Annotated in this window: 27 protein-coding genes; 14 read left to right on the forward strand and 13 right to left on the reverse strand. The window is 60.3% G+C overall.

Annotated features, from left to right (window positions below):
• The first annotated feature begins 18 nt into the window (after nucleotides 1–18).
• Nucleotides 19–375 (forward strand): DUF1491 family protein, encoded by a 357-nt coding sequence (locus HQN82_RS02765; protein WP_045532458.1) that lies wholly within the window; start codon nucleotides 19–21, stop codon nucleotides 373–375.
• Nucleotides 376–448: 73 nt separating this feature from the next.
• On the opposite strand, the gene HQN82_RS02770 is transcribed toward HQN82_RS02765, so the two are convergent.
• A complete protein-coding gene (locus HQN82_RS02770; protein WP_202049000.1) occupies nucleotides 449–1,384 on the reverse strand; it encodes a DUF2336 domain-containing protein in 936 nt (311 codons plus the stop codon).
• A gap of 553 nt (nucleotides 1,385–1,937) precedes the next feature.
• Between HQN82_RS02770 and HQN82_RS02775 the strand changes: the two genes are divergently transcribed.
• Nucleotides 1,938–2,126 carry a hypothetical protein gene (locus tag HQN82_RS02775; RefSeq protein ID WP_004440680.1) on the forward strand — a complete coding sequence of 63 codons (189 nt, stop codon included), beginning with the start codon at nucleotides 1,938–1,940 and terminating at the stop codon, nucleotides 2,124–2,126.
• A gap of 20 nt (nucleotides 2,127–2,146) precedes the next feature.
• Here the strand turns inward: HQN82_RS02775 and HQN82_RS02780 are convergent, their stop codons facing one another.
• From HQN82_RS02780 to HQN82_RS02790, 3 genes are all read right to left on the reverse strand, one after another.
• Complete coding sequence (locus tag HQN82_RS02780) at nucleotides 2,147–2,695, reverse strand: DUF1254 domain-containing protein (RefSeq protein WP_045532454.1); 549 nt, start codon at nucleotides 2,693–2,695, stop codon at nucleotides 2,147–2,149.
• Nucleotides 2,688–3,275, reverse strand: a complete 588-nt coding sequence (locus HQN82_RS02785) for a DUF1214 domain-containing protein (protein ID WP_004440683.1) — start codon at nucleotides 3,273–3,275, stop codon at nucleotides 2,688–2,690. The genes HQN82_RS02780 and HQN82_RS02785 overlap by 8 nt, the downstream gene beginning before the upstream one ends.
• 110 nt (nucleotides 3,276–3,385) lie before the next feature.
• Nucleotides 3,386–3,994 (reverse strand): LysE/ArgO family amino acid transporter, encoded by a 609-nt coding sequence (locus HQN82_RS02790; RefSeq protein ID WP_173614524.1) that lies wholly within the window; start codon nucleotides 3,992–3,994, stop codon nucleotides 3,386–3,388.
• 103 nt (nucleotides 3,995–4,097) lie between these two features.
• On the opposite strand from HQN82_RS02790, the gene HQN82_RS02795 reads away from it, so the two are divergent.
• Complete coding sequence (locus tag HQN82_RS02795) at nucleotides 4,098–4,997, forward strand: LysR family transcriptional regulator ArgP (RefSeq protein WP_173614525.1); 900 nt, start codon at nucleotides 4,098–4,100, stop codon at nucleotides 4,995–4,997.
• Nucleotides 4,998–5,241: 244 nt separating this feature from the next.
• Here HQN82_RS02795 and HQN82_RS02800 read toward each other — a convergent pair whose 3' ends face one another.
• The 3 genes from HQN82_RS02800 to HQN82_RS02810 form a co-directional block, all read right to left on the reverse strand.
• Nucleotides 5,242–6,537 carry a serine hydrolase domain-containing protein gene (locus HQN82_RS02800; protein WP_173614989.1) on the reverse strand — a complete coding sequence of 432 codons (1,296 nt, stop codon included), beginning with the start codon at nucleotides 6,535–6,537 and terminating at the stop codon, nucleotides 5,242–5,244.
• 25 nt (nucleotides 6,538–6,562) lie between these two features.
• The gene (locus HQN82_RS02805; RefSeq protein WP_173614526.1) at nucleotides 6,563–8,005 is read right to left on the reverse strand and encodes an alginate export family protein; all 1,443 of its coding nucleotides are present in this window, start codon (nucleotides 8,003–8,005) and stop codon (nucleotides 6,563–6,565) included.
• 340 nt (nucleotides 8,006–8,345) lie between these two features.
• On the reverse strand, nucleotides 8,346–10,538 hold the full coding sequence (locus HQN82_RS02810) for a transglycosylase domain-containing protein (protein ID WP_173614527.1): 2,193 nt from the start codon (nucleotides 10,536–10,538) through the stop codon (nucleotides 8,346–8,348).
• A gap of 253 nt (nucleotides 10,539–10,791) precedes the next feature.
• Between HQN82_RS02810 and HQN82_RS02815 the strand changes: the two genes are divergently transcribed.
• From HQN82_RS02815 to HQN82_RS02845, 7 genes are all read left to right on the forward strand, one after another.
• A complete protein-coding gene (locus tag HQN82_RS02815) occupies nucleotides 10,792–11,271 on the forward strand; it encodes a YcgN family cysteine cluster protein (RefSeq protein ID WP_003497144.1) in 480 nt (159 codons plus the stop codon).
• A 170-nt stretch (nucleotides 11,272–11,441) separates the two neighbouring features.
• Nucleotides 11,442–12,266 carry a class D beta-lactamase gene (gene blaOXA / locus HQN82_RS02820; RefSeq protein WP_037091572.1) on the forward strand — a complete coding sequence of 275 codons (825 nt, stop codon included), beginning with the start codon at nucleotides 11,442–11,444 and terminating at the stop codon, nucleotides 12,264–12,266.
• Nucleotides 12,267–12,300: 34 nt separating this feature from the next.
• Nucleotides 12,301–12,909, forward strand: coding sequence for a class I SAM-dependent DNA methyltransferase (locus tag HQN82_RS02825; RefSeq protein WP_173614528.1), 609 nt, complete (start codon nucleotides 12,301–12,303; stop codon nucleotides 12,907–12,909).
• 67 nt (nucleotides 12,910–12,976) lie between these two features.
• Entirely contained in the window at nucleotides 12,977–13,357 is a 381-nt protein-coding gene (locus HQN82_RS02830; RefSeq protein WP_004440697.1) for a YkvA family protein, read from the forward strand.
• Between the two features lie 49 nt (nucleotides 13,358–13,406).
• Nucleotides 13,407–15,992 carry a heavy metal translocating P-type ATPase gene (locus tag HQN82_RS02835; protein ID WP_173614529.1) on the forward strand — a complete coding sequence of 862 codons (2,586 nt, stop codon included), beginning with the start codon at nucleotides 13,407–13,409 and terminating at the stop codon, nucleotides 15,990–15,992.
• A complete protein-coding gene (gene cueR, locus HQN82_RS02840; protein WP_004440702.1) occupies nucleotides 15,989–16,411 on the forward strand; it encodes a Cu(I)-responsive transcriptional regulator in 423 nt (140 codons plus the stop codon). The genes HQN82_RS02835 and cueR overlap by 4 nt, the downstream gene beginning before the upstream one ends.
• Nucleotides 16,412–16,457: 46 nt before the next feature.
• Nucleotides 16,458–16,658, forward strand: a complete 201-nt coding sequence (locus tag HQN82_RS02845; RefSeq protein ID WP_006700082.1) for a heavy-metal-associated domain-containing protein — start codon at nucleotides 16,458–16,460, stop codon at nucleotides 16,656–16,658.
• A gap of 48 nt (nucleotides 16,659–16,706) precedes the next feature.
• On the opposite strand, the gene HQN82_RS02850 is transcribed toward HQN82_RS02845, so the two are convergent.
• Both HQN82_RS02850 and HQN82_RS02855 read right to left on the reverse strand, forming a co-directional pair.
• Entirely contained in the window at nucleotides 16,707–17,009 is a 303-nt protein-coding gene (locus HQN82_RS02850) for a hypothetical protein (protein WP_156779252.1), read from the reverse strand.
• A gap of 35 nt (nucleotides 17,010–17,044) precedes the next feature.
• Nucleotides 17,045–17,293, reverse strand: a complete 249-nt coding sequence (locus HQN82_RS02855) for a hypothetical protein (RefSeq protein ID WP_004440706.1) — start codon at nucleotides 17,291–17,293, stop codon at nucleotides 17,045–17,047.
• A 176-nt stretch (nucleotides 17,294–17,469) separates the two neighbouring features.
• On the opposite strand from HQN82_RS02855, the gene HQN82_RS02860 reads away from it, so the two are divergent.
• A complete protein-coding gene (locus tag HQN82_RS02860; protein WP_173614990.1) occupies nucleotides 17,470–18,855 on the forward strand; it encodes an MFS transporter in 1,386 nt (461 codons plus the stop codon).
• A gap of 19 nt (nucleotides 18,856–18,874) precedes the next feature.
• Here the strand turns inward: HQN82_RS02860 and HQN82_RS02865 are convergent, their stop codons facing one another.
• Nucleotides 18,875–19,048, reverse strand: coding sequence for a hypothetical protein (locus tag HQN82_RS02865; protein ID WP_004440709.1), 174 nt, complete (start codon nucleotides 19,046–19,048; stop codon nucleotides 18,875–18,877).
• A gap of 72 nt (nucleotides 19,049–19,120) precedes the next feature.
• Nucleotides 19,121–20,839: a glycoside hydrolase family 32 protein gene (locus HQN82_RS02870; RefSeq protein ID WP_173614530.1), complete on the reverse strand. Its 1,719-nt coding sequence runs from the start codon at nucleotides 20,837–20,839 to the stop codon at nucleotides 19,121–19,123.
• 171 nt (nucleotides 20,840–21,010) lie between these two features.
• Between HQN82_RS02870 and HQN82_RS02875 the strand changes: the two genes are divergently transcribed.
• On the forward strand, nucleotides 21,011–22,471 hold the full coding sequence (locus HQN82_RS02875) for a protein adenylyltransferase SelO (RefSeq protein WP_173614991.1): 1,461 nt from the start codon (nucleotides 21,011–21,013) through the stop codon (nucleotides 22,469–22,471).
• A gap of 143 nt (nucleotides 22,472–22,614) precedes the next feature.
• Here the strand turns inward: HQN82_RS02875 and HQN82_RS02880 are convergent, their stop codons facing one another.
• Nucleotides 22,615–23,715: a saccharopine dehydrogenase family protein gene (locus tag HQN82_RS02880; protein ID WP_004440717.1), complete on the reverse strand. Its 1,101-nt coding sequence runs from the start codon at nucleotides 23,713–23,715 to the stop codon at nucleotides 22,615–22,617.
• Nucleotides 23,716–23,838: 123 nt separating this feature from the next.
• Between HQN82_RS02880 and HQN82_RS02885 the strand changes: the two genes are divergently transcribed.
• Nucleotides 23,839–24,270 (forward strand): Lrp/AsnC family transcriptional regulator, encoded by a 432-nt coding sequence (locus tag HQN82_RS02885; RefSeq protein WP_004440719.1) that lies wholly within the window; start codon nucleotides 23,839–23,841, stop codon nucleotides 24,268–24,270.
• A gap of 230 nt (nucleotides 24,271–24,500) precedes the next feature.
• Here HQN82_RS02885 and HQN82_RS02890 read toward each other — a convergent pair whose 3' ends face one another.
• Nucleotides 24,501–24,869 (reverse strand): winged helix-turn-helix transcriptional regulator, encoded by a 369-nt coding sequence (locus HQN82_RS02890; protein ID WP_173614531.1) that lies wholly within the window; start codon nucleotides 24,867–24,869, stop codon nucleotides 24,501–24,503.
• Between the two features lie 143 nt (nucleotides 24,870–25,012).
• On the opposite strand from HQN82_RS02890, the gene HQN82_RS02895 reads away from it, so the two are divergent.
• Entirely contained in the window at nucleotides 25,013–25,852 is an 840-nt protein-coding gene (locus HQN82_RS02895; RefSeq protein WP_173614532.1) for an SDR family oxidoreductase, read from the forward strand.
• Nucleotides 25,853–25,856: the final 4 nt, after the last annotated feature.

Below are 25,856 nucleotides of genomic sequence, written 5' to 3' on the forward strand. Positions count from 1 at the left end.
AAAATCGAAAGCAAACCCATGCGCCTCAAATCCGAAATGTTCGTCTCAGCCCTCATCCGCCGCGTCTTCGCTGCCGGTGGATTTGCCGCTGTCGAAAAGAAGGGTGCGGAGGAGGCGGGCGCTATCTTCGTTCGCCAGCGGCTGCGTGACGGCCGCGAGAACCTCTATGGACCCGCCCCGCAAAGTTTCGCTGAGGACGAGGACATCATCCGCGCCGAGCGCCGTTTCGAAACGCGTCTGGCCGGTGTCGAGGGCGAGGAAAGTGCTGCCCTGCTGGAAAGGGAGCGGCGGTTCGACAGCGACCTGTGGGTCGTGGAGATCGAAACCGATGACATCGGAACGTTGCTGACGCTGGTGGATCAGCCCAAAGCCTAGAACCAGGGAAAGTGGAATCCGGTTCTCCATCCGCGAATGACCTCGCACTACTGAAGATGCAAGGCCAGCCCGCTTAACCCTGCGTCCCGGTTCTCTGCGCAGCCGGTGCGCTACGGCCCGGCCGCTCGCGGCCATGGGTGTAGCTGTCGGCGCGCCGCCAGCTTTCCAGCCGCTCTTCGCATTCCACGGTGTTGAGACGGTCAAGCAGGGCTTCCGCCCGGCTCATATCGCCTTCCGCGGCGGAAAGATGCGGATAGAAGCACTGCAAGACGAAGGCGGCCTCGGAAAATTCCATGCCGAGGCCGGTCAGCGTGGTGGCAAGCTGCGCGCCCGATATATCGAGCATGATGCGCTCCGACAGCCAGTAGCTGGAGGAGAGGGAATCTGCCAGCGCCACCGCGAACTGCCGCGCATTGCGTTCGCGGGCGAAACGCACCAGCAGCGCGTCCTGCACCTCGCTGAGGCGGCGAAGGCCGAGGACATCGCTTTCCGGGCGGTTGAGATGGCGCGCCATCTGCTTGATCCGCTGGCGCATTTCTTCTTCGAGCGCGGAAGCCGCGGCGATGTTGTCCGTCTTCACTTCCGCCTTCGGCGCTTCGATGCTCACCGCTGCCGGCGGCTCAGTGGCAGGCGTTTCCTCTTGCGGTCGCTTGAGGTCTTCGATGTGCCGCAGGCCCACGAGCGCGTCGATGACGGTGGGGGAGAGGTCCTCCCGCCGGACGATGGCGCGTGCGTGGGCGGCCCCTTGCGTGCGGGCAATGGTGATGAGCGTGTCGTCGTCGAGGCACTTCGAGGCAATGAGGAAAGGAGCCGCAAGCGAAATCGGCTGGCAGGCAATGAAGAAGGCAACCGCGGAAGGCACGTTCGGGTGCTGCGAAAGGGCGGCAATTGCCTCCCGCTTGGCTTCATCGGTGGAGGCATTAAAAAGCGGCATGAAAAGTTCGGCGAATTGCCGGAGATCCGTTTTTGACGGAAGGGGAACATTCTCGAAATTCGTCACGGTGGCCATCAGCACCACATCTTTCTTCCTCACGGCTCTTGGCCTCTCAAGTTCTCGAAACCGGTCGGTCAACGCACTACCCAACAAACGCAAACACAATATCGGTTCAATTTAGAGCAAATCCGTTGACGTCCTGTTAACTATGGGTGCCACCAAGAGAGAAACCGCCAATATCAACAGGCAAATTTTAAAATCGTGTGGTTGGGAAAATGCCGCGGAACTTTGCGGCCTCGCCTTTGTTTTCAACGGGTGTGGCTCGGCAAAGGAGAAAACGCCACCCGGTCATTAGGGTTAACGGATCATTAACCTCTGTCTGTTTGTAATTTCATGGGCAGTATTAGGATTCCATGTTATTCTGAAATCCGGAATAAGAGCCGAACCGGCGTCTGATGCCTGAATGTCCGCATGGCCCAGCGTTAAAACCCGCGATGGTTTTCAGGGATATGCGAAAACCAGCCTGTGGGCTGGATTATGCGCAATGTGATGGTGATGAAATTCCCGACGCAAGACGAGGCTTGCGCGGTTCCCATGGGCAACATTGACTCCCGAAGAGGAGAAGAGCATGGCAGACATTATTCCACTTGTTGACGCCCGACGAAGTCTGCGTCCCGCAGGCGTGGTCAGCACGATGATCGGCCCCGCGAAAGTGGTTCTGTTCACCGGCGTTCGTTATGAGAAACGCGACAGCGAGCCGGCAGGCAAGGTTGCGCGCAAGGGCAAATCCGCACCGGAAACCGCCTTGAAATCCTGATTAATAAAAATAAGCCGCCGTTATTTCCACGGCGTCGGCTGGCACTTTGCCTCGTTCAGGAACCGTTCCGCCTCTTCGCCGAAACTCGGCTGCGGTACGAGGGTCCTCAAAACCACATATCCTTCCGTCTGATCCGATTCCGCCAGAATTGCCTGTGAAAGCGCGGGCGGTTGCGCCTTGCGGATGGCGGCGATCTGCACCGCATCTGCCACCAGAATATCCATGACGCCGGCGGCGGATGTGCGGTCATTCATGCTGAACACCTCGTTCGAGGCCTTGTCGTAAACCGCCACGGACCAGAAGGGCACGGCCCCGATGGCGGTCAGCCGGATCGGCTGTTCCTCAATATTGAAGGTGCATACGGCCACCCGCATGAAGGGATCGCCGCTGCCCATCGTCTTTTTTTCCGTCGTTTCTTCAAGCAGATGGAACAGGTGCGGTTTTCCTTCCGCCACTGCCCGCGTATAGGCGTCGCGATTGCTGAAGTGCGGTATCGCCAGGAGAATGATGACATGCAGCACGGCCGCGCCGACGAGACCGGTGACGATGGCGAGCAGGACCCTAAGCATTGCCACACCCCAGCTTGCGGATCTGCGGCATGGAAATGTCGATCAGGCCGGAACTGCCGGCCACAGGCGTGTCGAGCAGGGTCAGGACGAGCTTGAAGGTCTGTCCCTGAGGCACCGCGAGCCAGTTATAGGTCTGGGCATCCGGAGCAATGGTGATGTCTATGCCGCCATCGGCGCTGCGCAGAAGCGTGCGGGAATTGAGCGCGAATGGCCGTCCGGCATCCTCAGCCAGCACGTTGCCCTGCTGATCGGCGGTGTAAAGCGTCCAGAAACGTGCTGGTGGCACAGCCCCGGCCAGCCGGTAGCGGCATTCGCCGCTCAGGCGCTGGCCCTCGCTGTCGACGGACGCGGTGAAGGCCAGCCCCTCCGCCGTTCCGTAAAGCAGCTTGCCGGCGTCAGCGCGATGCGACTTGGCATAAGGGTCGGCCTCGATCGTCTGCGCTTCCGGAAACGCGTCCCAGGAGCCGATGCGGATCGAACCGAAACCGGAGGTCGCTTCAAGCGCCGCGAGCGTTGCGGCAATACCGCCGCCAAAGGCGATCAGAAGGGCGATGCCGACAAGGAATGGAACTCGGAACACGCTGTTTTCCCGTTTATGAACAGGTCGAGGACTATCACTGATTCCCTGTTTGGAAAATGGCGCGGCTTGTTTAGTCCTCGTGAAAGTGACTGGAGCGCGAAATTCCTGGCCTATGCGCCCATGACGAGCTTGAAGGCGATGGCCCACATGGTGATGGCGATGACGCCTTCGAGGATGCGCCAGGCGGAAGGTTTTTCGAAGATCGGTCGCAGCCAGCGCGCTCCGTAGCCCAGCGAAAAGAAGAACAGCAGCGAGCCGGTGGCCGCCCCTGTGGCAAAGGTCTTTTCAAAGCCGGGAAACTGCGTGGAAATCGTGCCGAGCAGCACGACCGTGTCAAGATAGACATGCGGATTGAGGAAGGTGAGGGCCAGGCAGATGGCCAGCGTCTGCCACAGGCTCGCTTCCCGTCGCTCGGCCACTGACAGCGCTTCCGACGAACGCAAAGCCGAGTGCAGGCTTTTGGCACCATACCAGATGAGGAAGGCGGCGCCGGCATAACGCATGATGGGATCAAGCGCCGGCATGATGGCGCTGATCCGCTGGAAACCGAACACGCCGACGGTAATCAGCAGCGCATCCGATATCGCACAGGTGGCGCAGACGGCAAACACATGCGAGCGCGCCAGCCCCTGTTTCAGCACAAAGGCATTCTGCGCGCCGATGGCGACGATGAGACTGAGGCCCATGGTGAGGCCGGTAAAGAAGATCTGGATGTCCACGCCCGCTACCGCTTTTTGTCGAAATGATATGAAGCAGGGCTTGGATATTTCTCCATGACGGATTAATCAAATTAAACGATCTCAGTCAGGATAAGAACTACTAATGCTGGACTATCCCGCAATGCGCGCTGCGGCGCTGGTTGTTCAGACCGGCAGCTTTGAAAAGGCGGCGCAGGCACTGCATGTCACGCCATCGGCCGTTTCCCAGCGTGTCAAGCAACTGGAGGAGCGGCTGGGCGTGGTGTTGATCGTGCGCGGTAACCCCTGCGTTGCAACGGAAAAGGGTGAGTGGCTCTGCCGTCACATGGATCACGTCGGCATGCTGGAAAGCGAATTGTTCCGCCAGCTACCGGCCTTGGCGGAAGCGGGAGCGGCGCAGGAGCGGGTGACGCTCAACATCGCCACCAATGCCGACAGCCTGGGCACATGGTTTCTGGATGCGGTGTCGAAATTCACCGGTAGCAGCGATTATCTCGTTAATATCGCCGTCGACGATCAGGATCACACGGTGGAATGGCTGCGCGCGGGCAGGGTGCTCGCCGCCGTGACCGCCCATGACAAGCCGGTGCAGGGGTGCCGGGTAACGCCGCTCGGTGTACTCAGATATCACGCGACCGCCAGCCCGGATTTCATGACCCGCCATTTTGCCGAAGGGGTAACATCAGCAACGCTCGCCTGCGCGCCGGGCTTGACCTTCAACCAGAAGGACCGGCTGCAGGCGAGCTGGGTAAGGGAGGTGCTGGGTGAAGACATTGTCTACCCGACGCACTGGTTGCCTTCGACCGATGGATTTGTGAAGGCGAGCCTTGCCGGCATGGGCTGGGGGCTCAATCCGGTTCAATTGGTGGGGGAGCATTTGCAGGCAGGGCGGCTGATGGAGGTCGTTCCCGGCACGCCGCTCGATATCCCGCTCTATTGGCAGGTTAACCGGCTTGCGGCGGAAAGGCTGGCGGGGTTGACAGATATGGTGGTGGGGACGGCTAGGGCGACGTTGTTGGTGTGAGGCATCGCGGAGCGTGGAGCTTGCGGCTTACCCCCCTCTGTCCTGCCGGACATCTCCCCCACAAGGAGGGAGATCGACCCGAGGCCAGGTCTCGCCCATCTCAACGTTTGAGATTGAAGTGGCGGTAGAGCGTCTTGCCGATCTCCCTCCTTGTGGGGGAGATGTCCGGCAGGACAGAGGGGGGTGAGCCACACACTCCGACGGAAAACTTCAGTCGATTCGCCCCGACTTCACCGCTCTGCCCTCACTGCTTCCCCGCCCGTTCCATCAAATAACGGGCCACAGCCTCATAAGCTGGCAAGGATGTCGCATCGTTGGCGGCGTTGCTGGCAACAGGATGCGACGAGAACCGTGCGATGACCATGTCGGCCGCGGGATCGACATAGATCGCCTGGCCGTGCACCCCACGCGCCATGAAAGCGCCGTTGGCATTGTGGGTGATCCACCACATGGCGCGATAGCTCCAACCCTGCAGCGCCGGATATCCGCCTTTTGCGAAAACCGCCTTGTCGCCGCCTTGACGGATGGCGTCGATCGCCTTTTGGGGAATGAGCCGCTCGCCGCCCATCATACCGCCGTCCAGTAGCAGCTGGCCGATGCGCGCCATGTCGCGCAGGCCGGCATTCAGCCCGCCGCCGGCAAAAGGCGTGCCGGTGGAATCGACGGTGTAATAGGCGTCCTGTTCGGCGCCCATCCGGCTCCAGATGCGCTCGGAAAGCAGCTTTGCAACCGATTTTCCCGAGGCGCGGGCAATGATCCAGCCAAGCGCATCGCTGTTGATGGTCTTGTACCCGAAGGCGGAACCGTGTTCTCCCTGCTTCACCACCGTCTTCAGATAATCGAAATAGCTGCGAGGGCCTTCGTAACCCTCGGGCTTGGGAAGCGGATTGCCGGCGGCGGAATATATCCATACGTCGGCATTGGGATCGGCGTAGTCCTCGCTGTAACGCAGGCCGGTCGTCATATCCAGCACCTGCCGGATCGTCGCATCGCCGAACGCGCTTTTTTCAAGTTCGGGAACGACGGTCGCGACTTTGGCATTTTCGTCCAGCGTCCCTTCGGCCACCAGCATCTCGCCCAGAAGCCCGGTCAGCGATTTCGTTACCGACATCGCCCCGTGCTGCCCCGTATCGTTGAGGCAGCCGGAGTAGCGCTCATAGACAAGCACTCCCTTGTGCAGCACGACGATGCCATCGGTATAGTTGGCCGAAAGCGATTGCAGCCAGGTCATGTCCTGCTCACCGCCGGTCGGGCGGAAGGTCACGGCGTCGATAGCTGGGTCGGGCTTGCGCTCAAGGGCCGCTGGCGCGCCGAGCCCACGGCTGACATTGACCGTCGGCATCAGCTGGCGGAAGTGACACACTGTCCAGCGCAATTTCGGAAAGTTGAAATAGTCGCTGTCCGAAAAGCGGATGATCTTGTCTTCCGGCGGCGGAAAGCCCTGCATCCAGCCGAGCTTCAGCGGGTCCGACTGCTCGGCTGAAAGCGGCACGGCTTGCTGACTGGCAGCGGCATAGGGGTAAGCCAGAACAGGCACCATGGCTGCAAGAAGGACGGGCAGGGTTCTAGAAATTGACGATGACATTGACGAAACCTCCAAGCCAGTTCGGCGAATGCTCTGCCGTCAGGGAATCCATGCCCTTGCCAGGGAATGAAATGCTGACGCCGGCGGTGAGATAGGTATTGGCATTGATGATGCGCGAATATTCCAGATAGAGATCATCGGCGAGATGGCGGTTGCCGACGCCCGCAACCGGGGTGGGCGTGCCGTCAATGTCGTCGAGCCGCGTGCCCTGGCCAAACTGGATCGGGCTATCCAACTCGTTGGCGCGGATATGCGCGTAACGCAGCGTCCATGTATCGGCCTGCGTTGGCTTCACCTGCAGGCTGATCTGATGGGCATTGACGTTCGAATTCAGGAACATCATGGAAGATTTCGTGCCCGTCGACCATGCGCTCGGATTGCCTTCGTAATACAGCGGATCGAAGCGTTCGAGACGCGAGGTTGAAGGATCGTCGCCGGAGAAGGTCTGAAAGCTGTAGGCGATCGTCGGCATCCATGAAACATCTTCGAAAGCATAGCCGATCTGGGCGCGGCCGCCCCAGGCTGCAAGGTCGATGTCGGGATTCCATTGATAGGCGATATCGCCGCCGATGAAAAATCCCGGCAATGGCGCGTCGAACGGATTGGTACGGGTATAGGCGTTGATGAAGCTCAAGCCCTCGCGCGCACCCGGCATGATGACCGGCGCGCCGATGCCGCCAGCCGCTGCCCGAGGGTAAGGCGAGCCGGATTCCGGCACATGGCCGAAGGTAACGCCGACATATCGACCCTCTTGCGGTTCATAACGCAGATCCGTTCCCACGATCTTCGTTCCGCTGTCCTTGTCGGATAATTCATTCGCGTCGATGAAAAAGGCCGTGGCCGTCAGGTCATCCTTGCCGAGCCGGAGGATCGCCGCCTGCTCCCAAGCCTTTCTCGGCCCTAGTTTCAACGCGCCACGCTCAAAACCGCTTGATCCGCCATTGGCAATCAGCATGCCCGTTCCCGTCTTGAACGGACGCGGCCCCAGGGAGATATCGAAGAACGGGCCGCTCTCCGCCTTCGAGCGCAGGCCGAGATAGCCGTCTTCGAGTGTCACGACGCCCGTGCCACCGGCATCGAAGGCGTCGGTGCCGAGCGTGCCGGAGGCAACGGCCGAGATTTTTCCATAGACCTGAAGCCGGTCGCCGGCGTCGGCGGTAAAACCGATGCCGGGCATCAAATAGCCCTCAAGCCAGCGCGTGTCGCTGTCGAAGCCGGCGTCCGGCGCAAATCGATCGGCAAAGTTCCAGAACAGGTTCTGTTCGGCAACGGCATTGATGCCGGCTTGAAAATACAGGCGCAATTCAAAACCCGGCTCGTCGATCAGCAGCATGGGGTCCTGCGCATGTGCCGCATCCGCTGCAAACCACAGTCCGGCGAGGAGAGCAACCGCCGCCGCGCGCGTTTCCGCCGCATCATTCATGCCGTCCTCCGGGGCGCGCTGTTATCGCACAAGAGATAACCGCATCCACTTAGACATGAATTGACTGGCAAGGTCCATTCAATCTTGAAGTGTAAAAACAATATTGCGGAATATTACGTCTTGAAAGGCTCGGATAAAGACGGTTTGGGTAGGAATTGCCGTAAAATAATATTATTATTTGCAGGCAGGAGAAGTCTGGATTGGTTTCGCCCCTCATTTTCGTCGATGGCAGATCGACCATCCCGGTCATGGAGGCAACCAGGGATTGTTTAAACGTGCAGGATTCCGCCTGTTATTCCTTCTAGAGTCTCACGATACCTTATAGGGATCCTGAAACACCCTAACGCCGCGCGGCTTCGTCTTTGCTATCGCGGATGGCGGCATCCGCCACCTTCTGCGTCGTCACATTCAGCGCCGTGGCTTCCTTCATCTTCCGCCCGATGGAGCGGATTACACGGGTCGCTTCGGCCGAGAGCGAGCGGGGACGGGTGAGGGCCGACAGGGCGGGTGTGCTGCTGGCTGCGGCTGCCACTTCCGCAGAAGGCTGCGGTCGGGCGCCGGTCGGCAGCGGGTTCTGGATGCCGGGGATGGGGCGCAGCTCCATGCCCTGATGGGCATAGTCCATCAGCCGCTTGAAGGTCATGGCGGGCAGCGCACCGCCGGTCATGTTGTTCATCGGCGTGAAATCGTCGTTACCGAACCAGACGGCGGTGGTGTAATTGCCGGTAAAGCCCACATACCAGGCATCGCGATAGGCCTGTGAAGTGCCGGTCTTGCCGCCGGAAACGATGCCATTGTCAAGCGCACCGCGCCGCGCCGTACCCATCACGGGAATGGTCACCAGCATCTGGTTCATCTTCGAATTGGCGTCTACGGACAGCACGCGTTTGGCGGGCGGCTCGTCATGGCTGAAATCGTAGAGAACATTGCCCTCGTAATCCAGCACCTGCTCGATGCCGTGGCGGCGCGACTGCATGCCGTCAGCCGGGAAAACGGCATAGGCGGTGGCCTGATCCAGTACCGTCACTTCCGATGTGCCGAGCGGGATGGTCTTGTCGCTGCGCAGCGGCGTGGCGACACCCATCGCCTTGGCGGTATCGACGATGACCTGCGTGCCGAGCACGTCCTTGGCGAGGCGGACCGGCACAGTGTTGTAGGACTTGGCGAGCGCCATCTGCAGCGTCACCTTACCCGCATAGGAGCGGCCGTAATTCTGCGGCGACCAGCCGCGCCAGGTTACCGGCGCGTCGGAAATCAGCGTTTCCGGCTTCATGCCTTTTTCCATGGCGGCCGAATAGGTATAGACCTTGAAGGAGGAACCCGGCTGGCGCAGCGCCGCCGTGGCGCGGTTGAACTGGCTTTCGCCATAGTCGCGGCCGCCCACCATGGCGCGCACGCCACCGCCATTTTCGATCATCACCATCGCGCCCTGCTTGACGCGATACCCTTCGCCGAGTTCGCGCAGGCCCATTTCCATCGCCTGTTCGGCCGCCTGCTGCAGGCCGGTGTCGATGGTGGTGCGGACGACGACGGTGTGATCCTTGAACTTGCCCGCGGCGGCCAGCCGCTGCACTTCGTCAAAAGCCCAGTCGAGGAAATAATCCGGCGCCTTCACGTCTTCGCGGTCGATGACGGTGGCGGGGTTGCGGCGCGCGCCGACCACCTGCCCCTCGGTCATCAGCCCGCTCTGCACGAGGTTGGAAAGCACGGTGTTGGCGCGGGCACGCGCCGCCGGAAGGTTGACATGCGGTGCATATTTCGCCGGCGCCTTGAAAAGCCCGGCCAGAATGGCGGATTCCGAAAGCGTCACGTCGGTGAGGTTCTTGCCGAAATAAAACTGCGCGGCCGCAGCGGCACCAAAGGTGCCGCCGCCCATATAGGCGCGGTCGAGATAAAGGCTCAAAATTTCCTTCTTCGACATGTTGGTCTCGAGCCACAGCGCGAGGAAGGCTTCCTTGATCTTGCGCTCCAGCGAGCGTTCATTGGTGAGGAAGAGGTTCTTGGCGAGCTGCTGCGTCAGCGTCGAGCCGCCCTGCACCACGCCGCCGGCGCGGGCGTTTTCGCTCATGGCGCGGGCAAGGCCGATGAAATCGATACCGAAATGGTCGAAAAAGCGCCGGTCTTCGGTCGCCAGCACCGCCTTGATGAAATGATCAGGCATCTGGTCGATCGGCACGCTGTCTTCATGGATGATGCCGCGATGACCGATGGTGTTGCCGTATCGGTCGAGGAAGGTGACTGCGAAGTCACCGCGATAACGCCAGTCCTTCTTGGTTTCCTCGAAAGCGGGCATGGCAAGCGCCAGAAGCACGACCGATCCCGCCGTTCCAAAGGTCAGCGCGTCGCAGGTGAGATTGACGAGGAGCTTCTTCCAGCCGCGGACATGCAGCTTGCGGGAGGCGATGGTGACATCTTCCCAGAAATCCACCAGCCTTGCCGCAGCCGTCCACAGGCCGGAGTCGATGAAGCTATCGATCCGGAGCAGGATATGCCGTTTTTTGCGGCCTTTTTTATCGTCTTTTTCTTCCTGCACCTGGCGATATTTCCTGTTTAAGGCAATGCGACCGTCGATATTCTGCGCTTCAACCCATTCCCGACGCAAAACCGTGGCATGGTTATGTCGGAAGTGCTTGACGTGGCGGCCTTTCGCGGGCCAATGACCCCTTCGCCGCCTGCCAATATGCTAAAATATCGTACAAACCAGCCCTTGGCGATACGATATAAAGGATTAGGGACCGGTTAAACACTCCCGTCCAAGAGATCAAAATGAAACGGAAATGTTAACGATGAATGACGCGCCGTTCTGGAAAACCAAATCGCTGACCGAGATGACCGGCGAGGAATGGGAAAGCCTGTGCGACGGCTGCGGATTGTGCTGTCTCAACAAGCTGGAGGACTGGGACACCGGCGAAGTGGTGTTCACCTCCGTCCGCTGCGTGCTGCTCGACGGCGAGAGCTGTCGATGCTCGGATTACGAGAACCGCCGTGCCACCGTGCCTGATTGTATCCAGCTTGACCTGAAGAAGGTTCACGAGATCGGCTGGCTGCCGCCCACCTGCGCCTATGCGCTGGTGCGCGATGGCAAGGATCTCTACTGGTGGCATTATCTCGTCTCCGGCGATACCGAAACTGTGCATCAGGCCGGCATTTCCGCGCGCGGCCGCACCGTCAGCGAGGCCGATGTGGATGTTGACGACTTCGAGGATTATGTGGTCGACTGGCCGCTGACGGTCGGCGAAAGGGCGGGAGAAAAGGAGCGGACGTGATGAAAAACGGCAATTTTCGTTTTGGTCCTATTCCTGCCCCATCAGCCTCCTAAAGGCATGTCATCCGAAAACGTGTCACGGTTTCGGGCTGTGACTTGTCTGAAATCAAAGACAGCTTCCGGCCATTCCGGCAATTGATCCGCAAAAGCGGACGAGGGACATCAAAACGCATGCGCTACCGGCTGCCCGCCATCTTTCTTTCATGCCTTGCCCTTCCGGGGCTCCTGCCGTTTTCCGCTGACGCCCAGCAACAGCCCCAGGCCTTCGAATGCACGCTGGTCACATCAATCGAGACCGGCGCCATCATCAACCAGCAGGGCGCCTGCGACCAGCGGGTGGCGCCAGCCTCCACCTTCAAGGTGCCGCTGGCGCTTATCGGTTACGATGCCGGTATTCTCCAGGATGAAAAATCGCCCGCCTGGGACTGGAAACCTGGCACGGAGGCGCGCGCCGCCGACCGCAAGACGGTCGACCCGACCATCTGGGAGCAGGATTCGGTGCTGTGGTATTCCCGCGAAATCACCCGCCGCCTCGGCCCGGAAAAATTCGCCGCCTATGTGAAGCGTCTCGGTTACGGTAATGCGGATGTATCGGGCGAGCCTGGCAAGAACAATGGACTCACCCATTCCTGGCTGGGGGCGTCGCTTACCATCTCACCGGTGGAGCAGGTCGGTTTCCTTCGCCGGTTGCTTGCCGGCAATCTGCCTTTCTCCCGCGATGCGCAGGCCAAGACGCGCGCCATCGTACCGGTCTTCGATGCGCCGGAAAGCTGGGCCGTGCACGGCAAGACCGGAACCGGCTACATGCGTGACGAAAAGGGCAATCCCGACCGCAATCGCCCCTTCGGCTGGTTCGTCGGCTGGGCGGAGCGTGAAGGCCAGCACATCGTCTTCGCGAGGCTGCGTGTTTCCGACAAGCCGTCAAACGAGCCGCTCGGCCCCGCCGTGCGCGATGCCTTCCTGCGCGATATCCCGCGGCTCGCCGTGCACAGGTAGGCGACGGCCCTCACACGGGAAAGGACATCAGCATATGTCGGATGCCTCTCGCGATGTCATCGAGCTCTATACCAAGCACGGTGCTGATTTTGACAATCAGCGCGGTCGTTCCCTTGTCGAAAAACCCTGGCTGGACAGGTTCACCTCGCTTTTGCCCGATGGCGGCTCCATTCTCGATATAGGCTGCGGTTCCGGGGAGCCGATCGCTGGCTATTTGATTGCCAACGGTTATGACGTCGCCGGCATGGATGCCTCGCTGCCGCTGATCGAACTCTGCCGCAGCCGCTTTCCGGAAAAGCTCTGGGTGGTTGCCGATATGCGCGAACTGGCCCTCGGCCGCCGTTTCGATGGGCTGATTGCCTGGCACAGCTTTTTTCACCTGTGTCCCGAGGATCAGCGCCGGATGTTCGGTATCTTTCGCCAGCATGCCAATGAAGGTGCGGCCCTGATGTTCACTGCCGGGCCAGTGCAAGGCGAAGCAATGGGTACCCTCCAGGGCAAGCCACTTTATCACGCCAGCCTCGCGCGTGAAGATTACGAAAGCCTTTTGGCCGCGCATGGATTCCGGATTCTGGATCACGTCGTCAACGATCCGCAATGCGGCGGGGCAACGATTTATCTCGCCAGGCGGATCGTATCATAGAGACCATTGCATAGTCCCCGGGGATCACGCATAGGATCGACAGACCGGGTGTTTCAGGGACTTTCCCATGCTCGAAAAGCTCAAGCGATGGGCGAAATCCATCAAGCGTGACGTTCACGCCCTTTATCTTGCCGCACGCGATCCACGCACGCCGCTTTTGGCTAAAGTGGTGGCGATGCTGGTCGCCGCCTATGCGCTTTCACCGATCGATCTCATCCCGGATTTCATTCCCGTCATCGGTTATCTCGACGATCTCGTCATCGTCCCGCTCGGCATCCTCCTTGCGGTGCGTCTTGTGCCGCCGCCACTGCTGGCGGAGCATCGATTGACGGCCGCGGCCGCGCAATCCCGTCCCGTCAGCCGCGTGGCTGCTGCCATATTCATCGCCCTGTGGCTGGCGGCGTCGTTCACGATTTTGTTTGCGGCAAAAAATTTCTTCTTCCCTTGACCTTCCCATCATGGGAAGCCCTACATAGGGTCTCGAAAGGGGATTTCCCATGAACGAGACAGTCAGACACGCCCATCCAAATCAACCGGTTTCCATTCCCGTGGAAGGCATGACCTGCGCTTCCTGCGTGCGGCGGGTGGAAACGGCCGCGGCCAAGGTGCCCGGCGTCATGTCGAGTTCCGTGAACTTCGCCACGAAGAAGCTTACGGTCGAGCCGGCTGAAGGTTTCTCAGCCAAAACGCTTGGCGCTGCGATCAAGAAGGTGGGTTACGATATTGCACCGGATCGGCATGAATTTACCGTCGAAGGTCTGCACAGCGATGCGGATGCGGCGCGGTTGAAGGCGGTTCTGGAAGCCGTCGCAACCACCATTAACGCCACTGTCGATACCGCAGCCGGCAAGGCCGCTGTGGAGACGATCGGCGGCCGGCGTGAACGGGACGCGCTGGTGGAAACGGCAAAACTTGCCGGCTTTGCATTGGCGACGCCAAAGCCGCACGACCATTCCTCCCATCAATCCCACAACAGGCACGAGGGGCATCACCACGGCCACAGCCAGATGGCGACGGCCGGTGAAAGTGGCGGCCATGACCATATGCACCATGCGGGCGAAGAGGGCGCGCTGAAACGCGACCTGACGATCGCCGCCATCCTGACGGCACCGCTTTTCGTGCTGGAAATGGGCGGCCATCTCTATGAGCCGATGCACCACTGGCTGATGGGCATCATCGACACGCAGAACCTCTATTATATCTATTTCGTGCTGGCGACTTTGGTGATTTTCGGACCGGGTCTGCGCTTCCTCAAGACCGGTTTTCCGGCCCTGCTGCGCGGCGCGCCGGAAATGAACTCGCTGGTGGCGCTGGGCGTTACTGCCGCCTATCTCTATTCCGTCGTGGCGACCTTCGCGCCCGGCCTGCTGCCGGCAGAGGCGCAGTTCGTCTATTATGAAGCGGCAACGGTCATCGTGACACTGATCCTGACCGGACGGCTTCTCGAAGCCCGCGCCAGCGGCCGCACCGGAGACGCCATCCGCAAGCTGATGAGCCTGCAGGCGAAGACCGCCCGCGTAGAGCGCGATGGTGCCACCATCGATATTTCTCCTGACGATCTGGTGATGGGCGATATCGTCGTCATCCGTCCCGGCGAGAGGCTGGCGGTGGATGGCGAAGTTGTCGAAGGCTCGTCCTATGTCGATGAATCCATGATTTCAGGCGAACCGGTGCCGGTTGAAAAGACGGTCGGCGCTGCGGTCGTTGGCGGCACCATCAACAAGACCGGGGCCTTCAAGTTCAAGGCGACCAAGGTGGGCGCCGATACCATGCTGTCGCAGATCATCCGCATGGTGGAGGAGGCGCAGGGCTCCAAGCTGCCGATCCAGCTGCTGGTCGACCGGGTTACCGCGCTGTTCGTGCCCGTCGTCATTGCGATTGCGGTGCTGACCTTTATCGTCTGGGCGATTTTCGGTCCCGAACCTGCCTATACATTCGCGCTGGTCAATGCGGTCGCGGTGCTCATCATCGCCTGCCCATGTGCCATGGGTCTTGCCACGCCGACTTCCATCATGGTCGGCACCGGCCGGGCAGCGGAGCTGGGCGTACTGTTCCGCAAGGGTCAGGCCCTGCAGGAACTGCGCTCGGCTGAGATCGTCGTGGTCGACAAGACCGGCACCGTCACCAAGGGCCGCCCGGAACTGACCGATCTCGTGGTTGCGGAAGGATTTGTCGATAACGACGTGCTGGCGCTGGTCGCCGCCGTCGAGGGCCGCTCGGAACATCCGATTGCCGAAGCCATCGTCCGGGCTGCGGAGGAAAAGAAGGTGGCGACCCATGCAGGACTTGAACCCCCAACCGTCGAGAACTTCGAAAGCGTGACGGGTTACGGTATCGCCGCCACCGTCAATGGCCGCAAGGTCGAGGTCGGTGCGGATCGTTACATGGCCAAACTGGGTCATTCGGTTGATGTCTTCGCCGAAACCGCCGCAAGGCTGGGCGATGAAGGCAAGACGCCGCTTTATGCCGCGATCGACGGCAGGCTGGCGGCTGCAATCGCCGTCGCCGATCCGCTGAAACCGTCAAGTGTCACCGCCATCAAGGCGTTGCAGGCGATGGGCATCGAAGTGGCGATGGTGACGGGCGACAATGAGCGTACGGCAAACGCCATAGCCCGGCAGGTCGGCATTTCCCGTGTGGTTGCGGAAGTGCTGCCTGATGGCAAGGTGAAGGCAATCCATGAGATGCGGGCAGGCGGCAAGGTGCTGGCTTTCGTCGGCGATGGCATCAATGATGCGCCGGCACTGGCAGAGGCCGATATCGGCATTGCCGTCGGCACCGGCACGGATGTCGCCATCGAAAGCGCCGATGTGGTGCTGGTTGGCGGCGATCTTCTTGGCGCGGTCAACGCCATCGAGATGAGCCGCGCGACCATGCGCAACATCAAGGAAAACCTGTTCTGGGCCTTTGGTTACAACGTGGCGCTGATACCGGTTGCGGCGGGCGTGCTTTACCCGTCTTTCGGCATCACGCTGTCGCCGATGATCGGTGCGGGGGCGATGGCGCTGTCCAGCGTCTTTGTTCTCGCCAATGCGCTGCGGTTGAAACGGGCGAAGGTCGCTCATCGGGAGGTGAAATCGTGAATATCGGCCAGGCATCGGAGGCATCGGGCGTTTCCGCCAAGATGATCCGTTATTATGAGCAGATCGGCCTCATCACCCCCGCCGCGCGCACCGGTAATAATTACCGCGTCTATGGAGAGCAGGATGTCCATAACCTGCGCTTCATCAAACGTGCGAGAACGCTCGGTTTTTCATTGGAAGAAACCGAGACGCTGCTGAAACTCTGGCAGGACAAGAGCCGTGAGAGTTCGGCGGTAAAGGAAATCGCGCTTGTCCACATCGCCGATCTCGAACAGAAGATCGCCGAAATGAAGAGCATGGTGAAAACCCTCTCCCATCTCGCCCATTGCTGCGGCGGCGACCACCGGCCCGATTGCCCCATCCTCGACGATCTCGCGGGTGCCGACAAGACAGACAGCAAGCCCGCCAGAACCCACTGAAAGAAAGCCGGTGCGAAAATATCGGCGCCGACCAATAGGAGAAATTATGACCCCAACCACCTTCCTCATCCCGGACATGACCTGCGGCCATTGCGAAAAGACCCTGCGCGGCGCACTTTCGGACGTCCTTCCCGACGCCGCCGTCAATATCGATCTTTCCACGCATAGGCTCACGGTAACGGGTGACGCCGCAACCGCGGAGGAAGCAATCCGCGAGGCCGGTTACTCGCCTGAACGGGCGGGCTGACGCACGTCGTTCCTGGAATGAAAAGGAAAGATATGCTGCTGAGTAGCATCATTTTTCCTTTGAAGGCAGAACTCCAATGTCCGTCTCGACCATCTCATTCAATCCTATCGCGGCCTTGGCGACACGCTGCCGGAGGCATTCGAGCGGGCGGTCCTGCGCATCGGCGCTATTGAGGCGGATATGCAAACCCTCGGCAAGGCACCGTTTCGCGGGACATTGATGCCTGAACTTTTGCCCGGCCTTCGTCGGGTCGCAAAAAATCAGGCGATCTTTCATTTCGATGTTGATGACGGCGAGAAGACATTGCGTGTTCTCGCCATCTTCTTCGGTGGGCAGGATCATCAGCGCCACATGTTGAAACGCCTCGTATCCGGCCTGACAAGCGGTTAAACCTCGTCGAACGCCCCGCCCTCGCGCGAGGGATTGCGGTTGATCACCCGTTCCTCCGCATCGTCGGGCAGGGCCTCGTCGCTTTCCTGATAGGGGTCGTCCTCGCTCTCGGCCTCTTCTTCCTCGATTTCCTGCTCGATGAATTGAGGAATTTCTCCCTTGGCGGGGAGGGCGTCGATGTCGAGGTCGAGCAGGTCTTCATCCATGGCGTCTTCGTTCGAGGGCAGGATTTTTTTGCGGTCCATGACGGTATCCTTTCTATCGGTTATTCGGCAAACGAGCGGAAACGCGCAGGGTTCCTGTCGCCTGCGAATTCCCTCGGATTGAATGGCGCGAAAAAGCTGTCTTGACCTCAATGGCGCTTGAGGTTCTAGTTTGCCCGCCGTATCGCGAAAATCGAAAGGATGCGGCTTTGACGAGTATGGAAATGACGGAGAAAAACGGCTGGGGTGAATTGTTGAGCGGGACCAATCTCTCGCTTTTAACCGTCATCTCCTCCGGTATCGGCCTGCACGCTTTCAACCAGTTCGCGGTCGTCACGGCCTTGCCGGTGGCCGTGAATGAAATCGGCGGAGCGGCCTTTTATAGCTGGGCCTACAGTCTCTATTTCGTGGGTTCCGTCGCTGGCGGCGTCACCGCCGTGCTGTTTCGCGAACGTTTCGGCGCGCGCACGGTCCTGCTGCTGTGCTGCCTGATCTTTTCTATGGGTTCCCTCCTTTCGGCAATCGCCGACGACTTCTTGTGGGTCGTCGTCGGTCGCGCCTTGCAGGGTCTGGCGGACGGGTTGATCGTTGCCGTGTGCTACAGCCTCATTCCCGCCGGTTTCCGCTCCGGCCTGTTGCCGAAGGTCTTCGCCATCGAGGCGGCGATCTGGGCGGTCGCCTCGTTCATCGGCCCGCTCACAGGCGGTTTCGCAACCGAACATATCTCTTGGCGCGCCACCTTCCTGTTGTCGGCACCCCTGATTCTGTTGCTCGTGGCCTATACCGCCATTGCCGTCTCCGCCGAGCGACCGGTGGTGACGACGCGCAGGCCGCTGGTGCCGCTGGCGCTATGCCTGGTCGGCGCATTGGCGTTTTCCGCTCCCTCTGCCTTCGAGGATGCGAGCCTGCGCGCCCTGTCCCTGCTGGCGGGTGCAGCACTCCTGTGGGCCTCGCTCCGCGCCGGTACACGGCCTTCCGTTGGATTGTTTCCGAAGGATTCGTTTCGGTTGAAGACGGTGCTCGGCAGCGGCTTCTGGGTGTTGTTCCTGATGTCCTACGCCCACGCTCTCGGCAGCGTCTATCTGGCCTATGTCGCCATTAATCTCTGGCGTCATGAACCCACCTTCGCCGGTTTTATCGTGGTAACGATGCCGCTCGCCTGGAGCCTGGTGGCGATGCTGATTGGTAGCCTGCGCTCCGATCGCCTGCGCGAGGTTTGCCTGCATTACGGCCCGTATCAGATGGTGCCGGGCTGCATTTTGCTCGGGCTCGGGCTTTCGTCCGGCAGTTCGGTCGAAATGCTGCTTGGGCAAATCCTGATAGGATCGGCTTTCGGCATGTCATGGGCAGGTATCAGCCAGGCGGCCATGGAAGCCGCACCGGAGGAGGAACGCAAGATGACGGGCGCTCTGCTCCCCACGGTCGCGACACTGGGAGCCGCCGCCGGTGCGGGTGCAAGCGGCACCGTGGCCGCTGCAACCGATCTCGTGACGCAAGTCGATCGGGCAGACGTGACGATGCCGATGATGTATCTTTACGGACTTGGTGTCGTGGTGTCGCTGCTGGCGATCTTCACGGCAAGGGGGCTGCGCAGCGTGCGCTAGCGCCCCCGCCGCGGCCTGGTCAGGACTGGGTAGTGGCGATGGTGATCGCCGTCAGATAGACCACAAAGGCCATGACGGCGATCGCGCCGATGACGATGACGATACCCTTTCCGGCGCGCTTCTTCTCGGTCTTGTTCTCGTTGGCTTCCGTCGGAAACAGGATGGGATCGCTGGTGTCGCGGATTTTGGTCATGCCGTTTCTCCTTTCGGCGGAATTTTTCGGGCGTTTCTGGTCTATCAACCACCCAATCCGCCAAAAGGTTCCTTAGGGACGCAGCGCCCAGGTCGTGGCGTGGACCACCGCCCCGGACTCGGCCTTCAAAAGAGCGGCGCGCACGGGCTCGAAGCCCTCGATGCGTTTCGTGCCGACATACCGTCCGCGATTGGCAAAAACCTCCATAGAGCCGTAATCCAGAAAGATACGGACGCGCGAGGCCCTTGCGCCTTTGGCAATGTAATGTGGGGAGTGGCCCTCCCGCCCATCCTCGTGGCGGATCCAGAGGCCCGTTTCGTCGCTGACGAGACCGAGCGTGACCGTCGGATGATCAAGCGCGAGTTCGAAGGGCACCCCCGGCGACGCAAGCTCGATCAATATCTCCACTGCGCCGTTGATGAAGGTGACGCGCTCGCCGGCCGCAAGCCGGGTGCGGTCGAGAATGTGGCTGCGCAGGCTTTCGGCCGCGCCGATGGGTGGGGTCAGAAGCTCGCCATTCACATAAGTGATCCGGCGCGGTAACGTCATGGAGGTGGGGAAATCGATCTCGGGATTGGCGTCGGCCCAATTGGCCAGCCAGCCGATGCCGATGATGCTATCCCCGTCCAGAAAGGCCTGAAAGGCATAATTATCGGTGCCGAAATCGAGCTCCTGACCGGATTCCTTGGTGAAGACCTTGCCGTCGAACCAGCCCACATCGGCCATCGTCAGGTTCTTGCGGCCTGTCTCGGGGTCTTCCGAGTGCATCAGTCCGTAGATCAGCACCCAGCGCGTGGAACGGGCATTGGCGGGGCCATCGAGCGGCAGCAGGCAGGGGCATTCGATGGCTGTGGTTTTATAACGCGTTTCCACCCACAGCTTGCCGACATAGGTCCAGCCGGAAGCAGCCGTGGGGTCGAGCGTTTCGTAAAGCAGGATGACACCGCCGCCCTCGCTCTGGCTGCCGAGCACCATTTTCCATAAGCCATCGGGACCGCGAAAGACGTAAGGATCGCGGAAATCCGGCGTCAGTCCCTGTCCGTCCGGACGATGGCCCAGAATGACGTCTGCCTGCCCTGCCATGATGAGATCGGACGAGGTGGCGGTGAGCTGTATCTGCTGTTCGGGAATGCGGTCCTGCACCTGCTCGGTGAAGAACACGCGGATGCCGCTGCCTTCCACCAGCGGAATGGTGGAGCCGGAATAGGCGCCGCCGCGCTTGTCCGGACGGGTGGTCAGGTCTTCTGACGGAAAAAGGAAGATCGGCAGATGCCGCCAGCGAAGATAATCGGAGGAGACAGCATGTCCCCAATGCATGGTGTTCCACCGCAGCCCGTGCGAATAATGCTGATAAAACAGATGCGGACGGCCCTCGAAGCGGCCAAAGCCGTTCGGATCATTCATCCAGCCGAAGGGCGGGCGGAAGTGGTAGCTCCCGGGAAGTTCCGGCGCGGCATTGTCAGGCTTGGTATGAACAACCGTGATGCCGGTTTCGAGTACATCCGATGCCGTGAACCAATAAATCACCGAAACGGCGGTGGTGACCGTGTCGTAACTCAGCTCCACATGGCCGCCGCCAAAAACCTGATAGATCCGAAACCCGTACTCTTCGGTGTTGACGCTTGAAACTTCAGCGAATTTTCCGTTTTGATTGGAGAAGGAAACCGCACCCGGCTCGCCGGCTTTTTTTGCCTTCAGCCAGACATGAAAGGTGGCGTTGACGGGCAGATCGGTGTGAATGGTACGGATGGCGCTTTCCGGTTCGGCGGTTACGGCTTCAACGGCGGTCATTGCTTTTCCTTTCCTTTCGGCATTCTGCGGGTCAAGCATAGGAACGATGATGGCGATGGAAAGTTCATTGCGCAAAATTGAATGAGGCGAAGGAGCGGAGCTTTGGCATTTATCGCTCGCATCCGTCGCCCTCCGGCCCCATATAAAGGCAAAGCAGGGAGTTTATCCGTGATGAAATTTGACAATTCCTATGCCCGCCTGCCGGAGCGTTTCAGCGCCGCGGTGCTGCCGACGCCGGTAAAGGCACCGCGCCTCATCGCCTTCAACCGTGGGCTTGCCGACGAGCTTCGTCTCGACGTCACCGGCCTTGACGATGAAAGACTGGCGGCGATCTTTTCGGGCAATGTCGTGCCTCAGGGAGCCGAACCGCTGGCCATGGCTTATGCCGGCCACCAGTTCGGCGGTTTCGTGCCGCAGCTGGGCGATGGCCGCGCGATTCTTCTGGGCGAGGTGATCGACAGGAACGGCAAACGGCGTGATATCCAGCTGAAAGGCTCCGGCCCGACGCCGTTCTCGCGCAGGGGTGACGGGCGCGCCGCGCTTGGCCCTGTGCTGCGCGAATATATCGTTTCGGAAGCGATGTTTGCGCTGGGCATTCCCGCAACCCGGGCCTTGGCAGCTGTTCTCTCCGGCGAAAGGGTGCAGCGTGAAGTCGGCCTGCCGGGCGGCGTCTTCACCCGTGTCGCGGCAAGCCACATCCGTGTCGGCACGTTCCAGTTTTTCGCCGCGCGCGAGGATGACGAGGCAATCAGGAACCTCGCGGACTATGTGATCGACCGTCATTATCCCGAGGCGAAAGAGGCAGATAATCCCTATCTCGCCCTGCTGCAGGGCATAGCGCAACGGCAATGCGACCTCATCGCCCGCTGGATGATGGTGGGCTTCATCCATGGCGTGATGAATACCGACAATATGGCGGTCTCCGGGGAGACCATCGATTTCGGCCCCTGCGCCTTCCTTGATGAATATCACCCCAACAAGGTTTTTTCCTCCATCGATGCGCAGGGCCGTTACGCCTATAACAACCAGCCCGGCATCGCCCAGTGGAACATCGCAAGGCTGGCGGAATGCCTGCTGCCGCTGCTCGATCCGCAGGTGGAAAAGGCCGCTGAACTCGCCAATGGGGTTCTCGCCGATTTCGCTGCCGCCTTTCCCAAACGCTGGCTTGCCGGCATGCGCGCAAAACTTGGCCTGACGGCGGAGGAAGAGGGCGATATGGATCTGGTGCAGGGGCTGCTGGCGCTGATGCAGGCATCGGAAGCGGACTATACGCTGACCTTCCGTCGTCTTTCGCATGCCGTCAATGGCGACGCCGAGCCATTCCGCGGCATGTTCATCGATATTGCGGGCGCGGACGAATTTCTCGCCCGTTGGCGGGAAAGAGCCGGTCGGGAGGGGATTTCCGATTCCGAAAGATCGACGGCGATGCTGTCAGTTAATCCGGCGATCATCCCACGCAACCACCGCATCGAGGAACTGATCGAGGCGGCAGTGGAGGAGGATGATTTCGAGCCCTTTCACGCCATGCTGAAGGCGATTGCGACGCCCTTCGAGGAGCGGCCGGACAATTTCGTCTATATGCAGCCGCCGATGAGCCATGAGCGGGTATTTCGGACGTTTTGCGGGACGTGACGACCTCACCGTCATGCCGGACTTGATCCGGCATCCAGCCGACGCGCGTCTGCGCGGCGAATAGAGTATTTCCAGCCCAAGGACTTGGGCTGGCTGGATACCGGCTCAAGGCCGGTATGACGGAATAAACTGAGGCCGGTAGCTCACCCCACCCGAGCCAGTGGCTCATGTGCGCCATAATACCGGCCGAACCGGTTATCGAGGAACTTGGGCAGGTCCACTTCCTCCTGGCGCACGAAGCCCTTCTGCGGCAGCGTGCCTTCGGCAAGCAGATCGAGAACCGTGCAGATGCCTGAGGCGGTTGTGATCTGGATGGCGCTCATCATCCGGCCGGAAACGGGACCGGCATAGACCTTGTTGGCGTAGGTTTCCTGCAGGAAGCGGCCGTTGCGGGTGCCGCAGACGGTGACGAAGACGATGACCACATCCTGCATGGTGCCGGGAAGGGCGTTCTCGAACAGGTCCTTTAGAACATCACGGCGATTGCGCAGGTTGAGATCGTTCAGCAGCGCCTTCATGATCGCGACATGGCCGGGATAACGGATGGTGCGGTAATTCATCGTCCGCACCTTGCCTTCCAGCGTGGCGCAGAGCGTGCCGAGACCGCCTGACGTGTTGAAAGCCTCATAGGTGACGCCATCGAGCGAGAATTCTTCACGCTCCTCAAGCGCCGGAACGGCGGTGAGGCGGCCTTCGACGATCGCTTCGCAGGGCTCGATATATTCGTTGATCAGCCCGTCCGTGCTCCAGGTGAGGTTGTAGTTGAGCGCATTGGACGGATATTGCGGCAGCGCGCCGACGCGCATACGCACGCTGTCCAGCTTGTCGAACTTGCCGGCAAGATCGGCGGCGACGATGGAAATGAAGCCGGGCGCGAGGCCGCATTGCGGGATGAGCGCCGTCTCCGCCGTTTCCGCCAATGCCTTGACCTTGCGGGTGGATTCCACGTCTTCGGTCAGATCGAGATAATGCGTGCCGACGGCAACGGCCGCTTCGGCAATGCCCGCCGTCAGGTGGAAGGGGGCGGCGGATAGCACCGCGAATTTGCCTTTTAGCAGTGCTTCCAGCGCCGGACGATCGGTGATGTCGACGATCTCGGTGTCGACGCGCTCATGTGCTGGCACATTGGCCAGCTGGTCGGCCGAGCGATCGGCAACCGTGATGCGATAATCGCCTGTGGCAGCCAGCATCCAGGCGATGGCCGAGCCGATGTTGCCCGCACCTATGACGACGATGTTTTTCATGTTTTGTTCCCCGCAGAAAAATCCGTAGGGCACAATCATATTGCGGTTTCGCTGCGATTCGGAGCTTCACTATGTGCAGATCGCTCGTTATTATTGAACGATAAGACGACAGGATTGATCACTATGACGATCACTGACAAGGACCGGGCGCTGCTGGCGCTGCTTTCCGAAAATGCCCGCATGCCGGTGGCGGAACTGGCGCGCAGGCTCGGCCTTTCGCGCACCACGGTGCAGGCCCGCATCGAGCGCCTGGAGGCAGACGGCGTGATCGCGGGTTACGGCCTCAGGCTTTCGGAAAGTTATCTTTCCGGGTTGGTGCGCGCGCATGTGCTCATCACCATCGGGCCGAAGGCTCTGCCGGCGGTGACTGCGGCGCTTGCCGCCATCAAGGAAGTGACGACGCTGCATTCGGTGAGCGGCACATTTGACCTGATCGCCATTCTGGCCGCCCCTTCGATCCTCGATCTCGACCGGCTGATCGACCGTATCGGCGCCTTGGACGGCGTGGAGCGCACGCTGTCATCGATCATTCTGTCGACGCGGATCTCGCGGTAAGAAGCGTTTGAAAGAGTAGAAGATAAGCGAAACCCACTTCCGTCATGCCGGACTTGATCCGGCATCCAGTCGCTGCGCTTCTGCGCGGGGAACAGAGTCTTTTCAGCCCATGGACTTGGGCTGGCTGGATACCGGATCAAGTCCGGTATGACGGAAGCGATGGTCTGCAAAACGAAACAACAAAGGATTGCCACTCCTATGTTTCTCTCGCTACGCGAAAGCGAAGCCGTCTAAACCACCGTCCGCTCATCATAAGCCTTCTGTGCCGCCATCACCGCGTCCATATTGCCCTCCGCCCAATGGGCAAGCGCCGCCACGGTGTCCGTCAGCGTGCGCCCCAGCGGCGTCAGTGAATATTCGACGGTGACAGGAACCGTTGGAAAGGCCTGCCGTGAAATCAGCCCGTCACGCTCCAGCTTCTTCAGCGTCTGCGACAGCACCTTCTGCGATATGCCCTTGATCTCGCGCCGTAACAGGTTGAAGCGAACGGCATCACGCCGCAGCTTGTCGAGGATCAGCAGCGCCCATTTGTCGGCGATCCTGTCCAGCACCATGCGTGTCGGGCAGCGGTCCTCATAAACGTCATAGATATTTGACATCGATTTCACCCTGTTGTTTCAAGGCCATGCCGGTTTCCGCGAGGAAACCAGCTAACCGAAAAGTGCTCTCTTCTCATGATTTCTCTAACGCAGTATCTGTGTTTTCGAAACATGGTTTTCATTAGATACTAAGGAGATTTGAGATGGCAGGCAAGATACTCGTAATCGGTTCAACCGGCACCATCGGCACGCCGCTGGTCAGGGCTCTGGTGGCCAAGGGCGAAAGCGTGAAGGCGGCGTCGCGCAGCGGCAGGGCGTCGGACGGCGCGGAAGGGGTGCGTTTTGATTATACCGACGCATCGACTTATGCGGATGCCTTCGACGGTGTTGACCGCCTGTTCCTGCTTCTTTCCGGCGGGCGTCTGGATGCCATCGACGCGCTGACGCCCGTTGTCGAGGAGGCCGCGCGCCGGAAGGTGAAGATCGTGTTCCTCAGCGTTCTCGGTGTCGATGCCGACGATTCCATTCCCTATCGCCAGATCGAGCTGAAAATCATCGCGTCAGGCACGCCTTACGTCATCCTGCGTCCTAACTGGTTTGCCGACAATTTCCACAGCTACTGGAAAGCCGGCATCGACCACGGCCAGATCGCCGTTCCCGCGGGCGAGGGCAAGTCAAGCTTCATCGATGTGCGCGATATCGCCGATAGCGCCGCCGCCGCTCTGACATCCACGGCCTTTGACGGCAAGGCCTTCAATCTGACCGGACCAAGGGCAGTTGGCTACGGCGAAGCGGCAGCACTGATTTCGCAGGCCATCGGCAAGCCAGTGTCTTATGCCGCCGTTTCGGACGAGGTCTTTATCGGCATCCTCACGGGTGCAGGTGTGCCGCAGGACTACGCGTCCTTCCTCGCCTCGATCTTCTATCCCGTTCGTGAGGGCTGGACGGCGGTGGTGACCGGCGACGTGGAAACGCTGACCGGCCATGCGCCGCGTTCGCTGGAGACCTATATCGCCGACAATCTGGACCGGCTTAAAGGCTGACACT

The organism is Agrobacterium pusense (assembly GCF_013285525.1).
GTDB lineage: Bacteria > Pseudomonadota > Alphaproteobacteria > Rhizobiales > Rhizobiaceae > Agrobacterium > Agrobacterium pusense.

What these genes read in the sequence shown, in the direction of transcription:
- HQN82_RS02765 (WP_045532458.1), top strand. Translation starts at nt 19, where the DNA reads ATGCGCCTCAAATCCGAAATGTTCGTCTCAGCCCTCATCCGCCGCGTC.
- HQN82_RS02770 (WP_202049000.1), bottom strand. Translation starts at nt 1,384, where the DNA reads ATGGCCACCGTGACGAATTTCGAGAATGTTCCCCTTCCGTCAAAAACG.
- HQN82_RS02775 (WP_004440680.1), top strand. Translation starts at nt 1,938, where the DNA reads ATGGCAGACATTATTCCACTTGTTGACGCCCGACGAAGTCTGCGTCCC.
- HQN82_RS02780 (WP_045532454.1), bottom strand. Translation starts at nt 2,695, where the DNA reads ATGCTTAGGGTCCTGCTCGCCATCGTCACCGGTCTCGTCGGCGCGGCC.
- HQN82_RS02795 (WP_173614525.1), top strand. Translation starts at nt 4,098, where the DNA reads ATGCTGGACTATCCCGCAATGCGCGCTGCGGCGCTGGTTGTTCAGACC.
- HQN82_RS02800 (WP_173614989.1), bottom strand. Translation starts at nt 6,537, where the DNA reads ATGGTGCCTGTTCTGGCTTACCCCTATGCCGCTGCCAGTCAGCAAGCC.
- HQN82_RS02805 (WP_173614526.1), bottom strand. Translation starts at nt 8,005, where the DNA reads ATGAATGATGCGGCGGAAACGCGCGCGGCGGCGGTTGCTCTCCTCGCC.
- HQN82_RS02815 (WP_003497144.1), top strand. Translation starts at nt 10,792, where the DNA reads ATGAATGACGCGCCGTTCTGGAAAACCAAATCGCTGACCGAGATGACC.
- blaOXA (WP_037091572.1), top strand. Translation starts at nt 11,442, where the DNA reads ATGCGCTACCGGCTGCCCGCCATCTTTCTTTCATGCCTTGCCCTTCCG.
- HQN82_RS02825 (WP_173614528.1), top strand. Translation starts at nt 12,301, where the DNA reads ATGTCGGATGCCTCTCGCGATGTCATCGAGCTCTATACCAAGCACGGT.
- HQN82_RS02830 (WP_004440697.1), top strand. Translation starts at nt 12,977, where the DNA reads ATGCTCGAAAAGCTCAAGCGATGGGCGAAATCCATCAAGCGTGACGTT.
- HQN82_RS02835 (WP_173614529.1), top strand. Translation starts at nt 13,407, where the DNA reads ATGAACGAGACAGTCAGACACGCCCATCCAAATCAACCGGTTTCCATT.
- HQN82_RS02845 (WP_006700082.1), top strand. Translation starts at nt 16,458, where the DNA reads ATGACCCCAACCACCTTCCTCATCCCGGACATGACCTGCGGCCATTGC.
- HQN82_RS02855 (WP_004440706.1), bottom strand. Translation starts at nt 17,293, where the DNA reads ATGGACCGCAAAAAAATCCTGCCCTCGAACGAAGACGCCATGGATGAA.
- HQN82_RS02860 (WP_173614990.1), top strand. Translation starts at nt 17,470, where the DNA reads ATGGAAATGACGGAGAAAAACGGCTGGGGTGAATTGTTGAGCGGGACC.
- HQN82_RS02865 (WP_004440709.1), bottom strand. Translation starts at nt 19,048, where the DNA reads ATGACCAAAATCCGCGACACCAGCGATCCCATCCTGTTTCCGACGGAA.
- HQN82_RS02870 (WP_173614530.1), bottom strand. Translation starts at nt 20,839, where the DNA reads ATGACCGCCGTTGAAGCCGTAACCGCCGAACCGGAAAGCGCCATCCGT.
- HQN82_RS02875 (WP_173614991.1), top strand. Translation starts at nt 21,011, where the DNA reads ATGAAATTTGACAATTCCTATGCCCGCCTGCCGGAGCGTTTCAGCGCC.
- HQN82_RS02880 (WP_004440717.1), bottom strand. Translation starts at nt 23,715, where the DNA reads ATGAAAAACATCGTCGTCATAGGTGCGGGCAACATCGGCTCGGCCATC.
- HQN82_RS02885 (WP_004440719.1), top strand. Translation starts at nt 23,839, where the DNA reads ATGACGATCACTGACAAGGACCGGGCGCTGCTGGCGCTGCTTTCCGAA.
- HQN82_RS02890 (WP_173614531.1), bottom strand. Translation starts at nt 24,869, where the DNA reads ATGTCAAATATCTATGACGTTTATGAGGACCGCTGCCCGACACGCATG.
- HQN82_RS02895 (WP_173614532.1), top strand. Translation starts at nt 25,013, where the DNA reads ATGGCAGGCAAGATACTCGTAATCGGTTCAACCGGCACCATCGGCACG.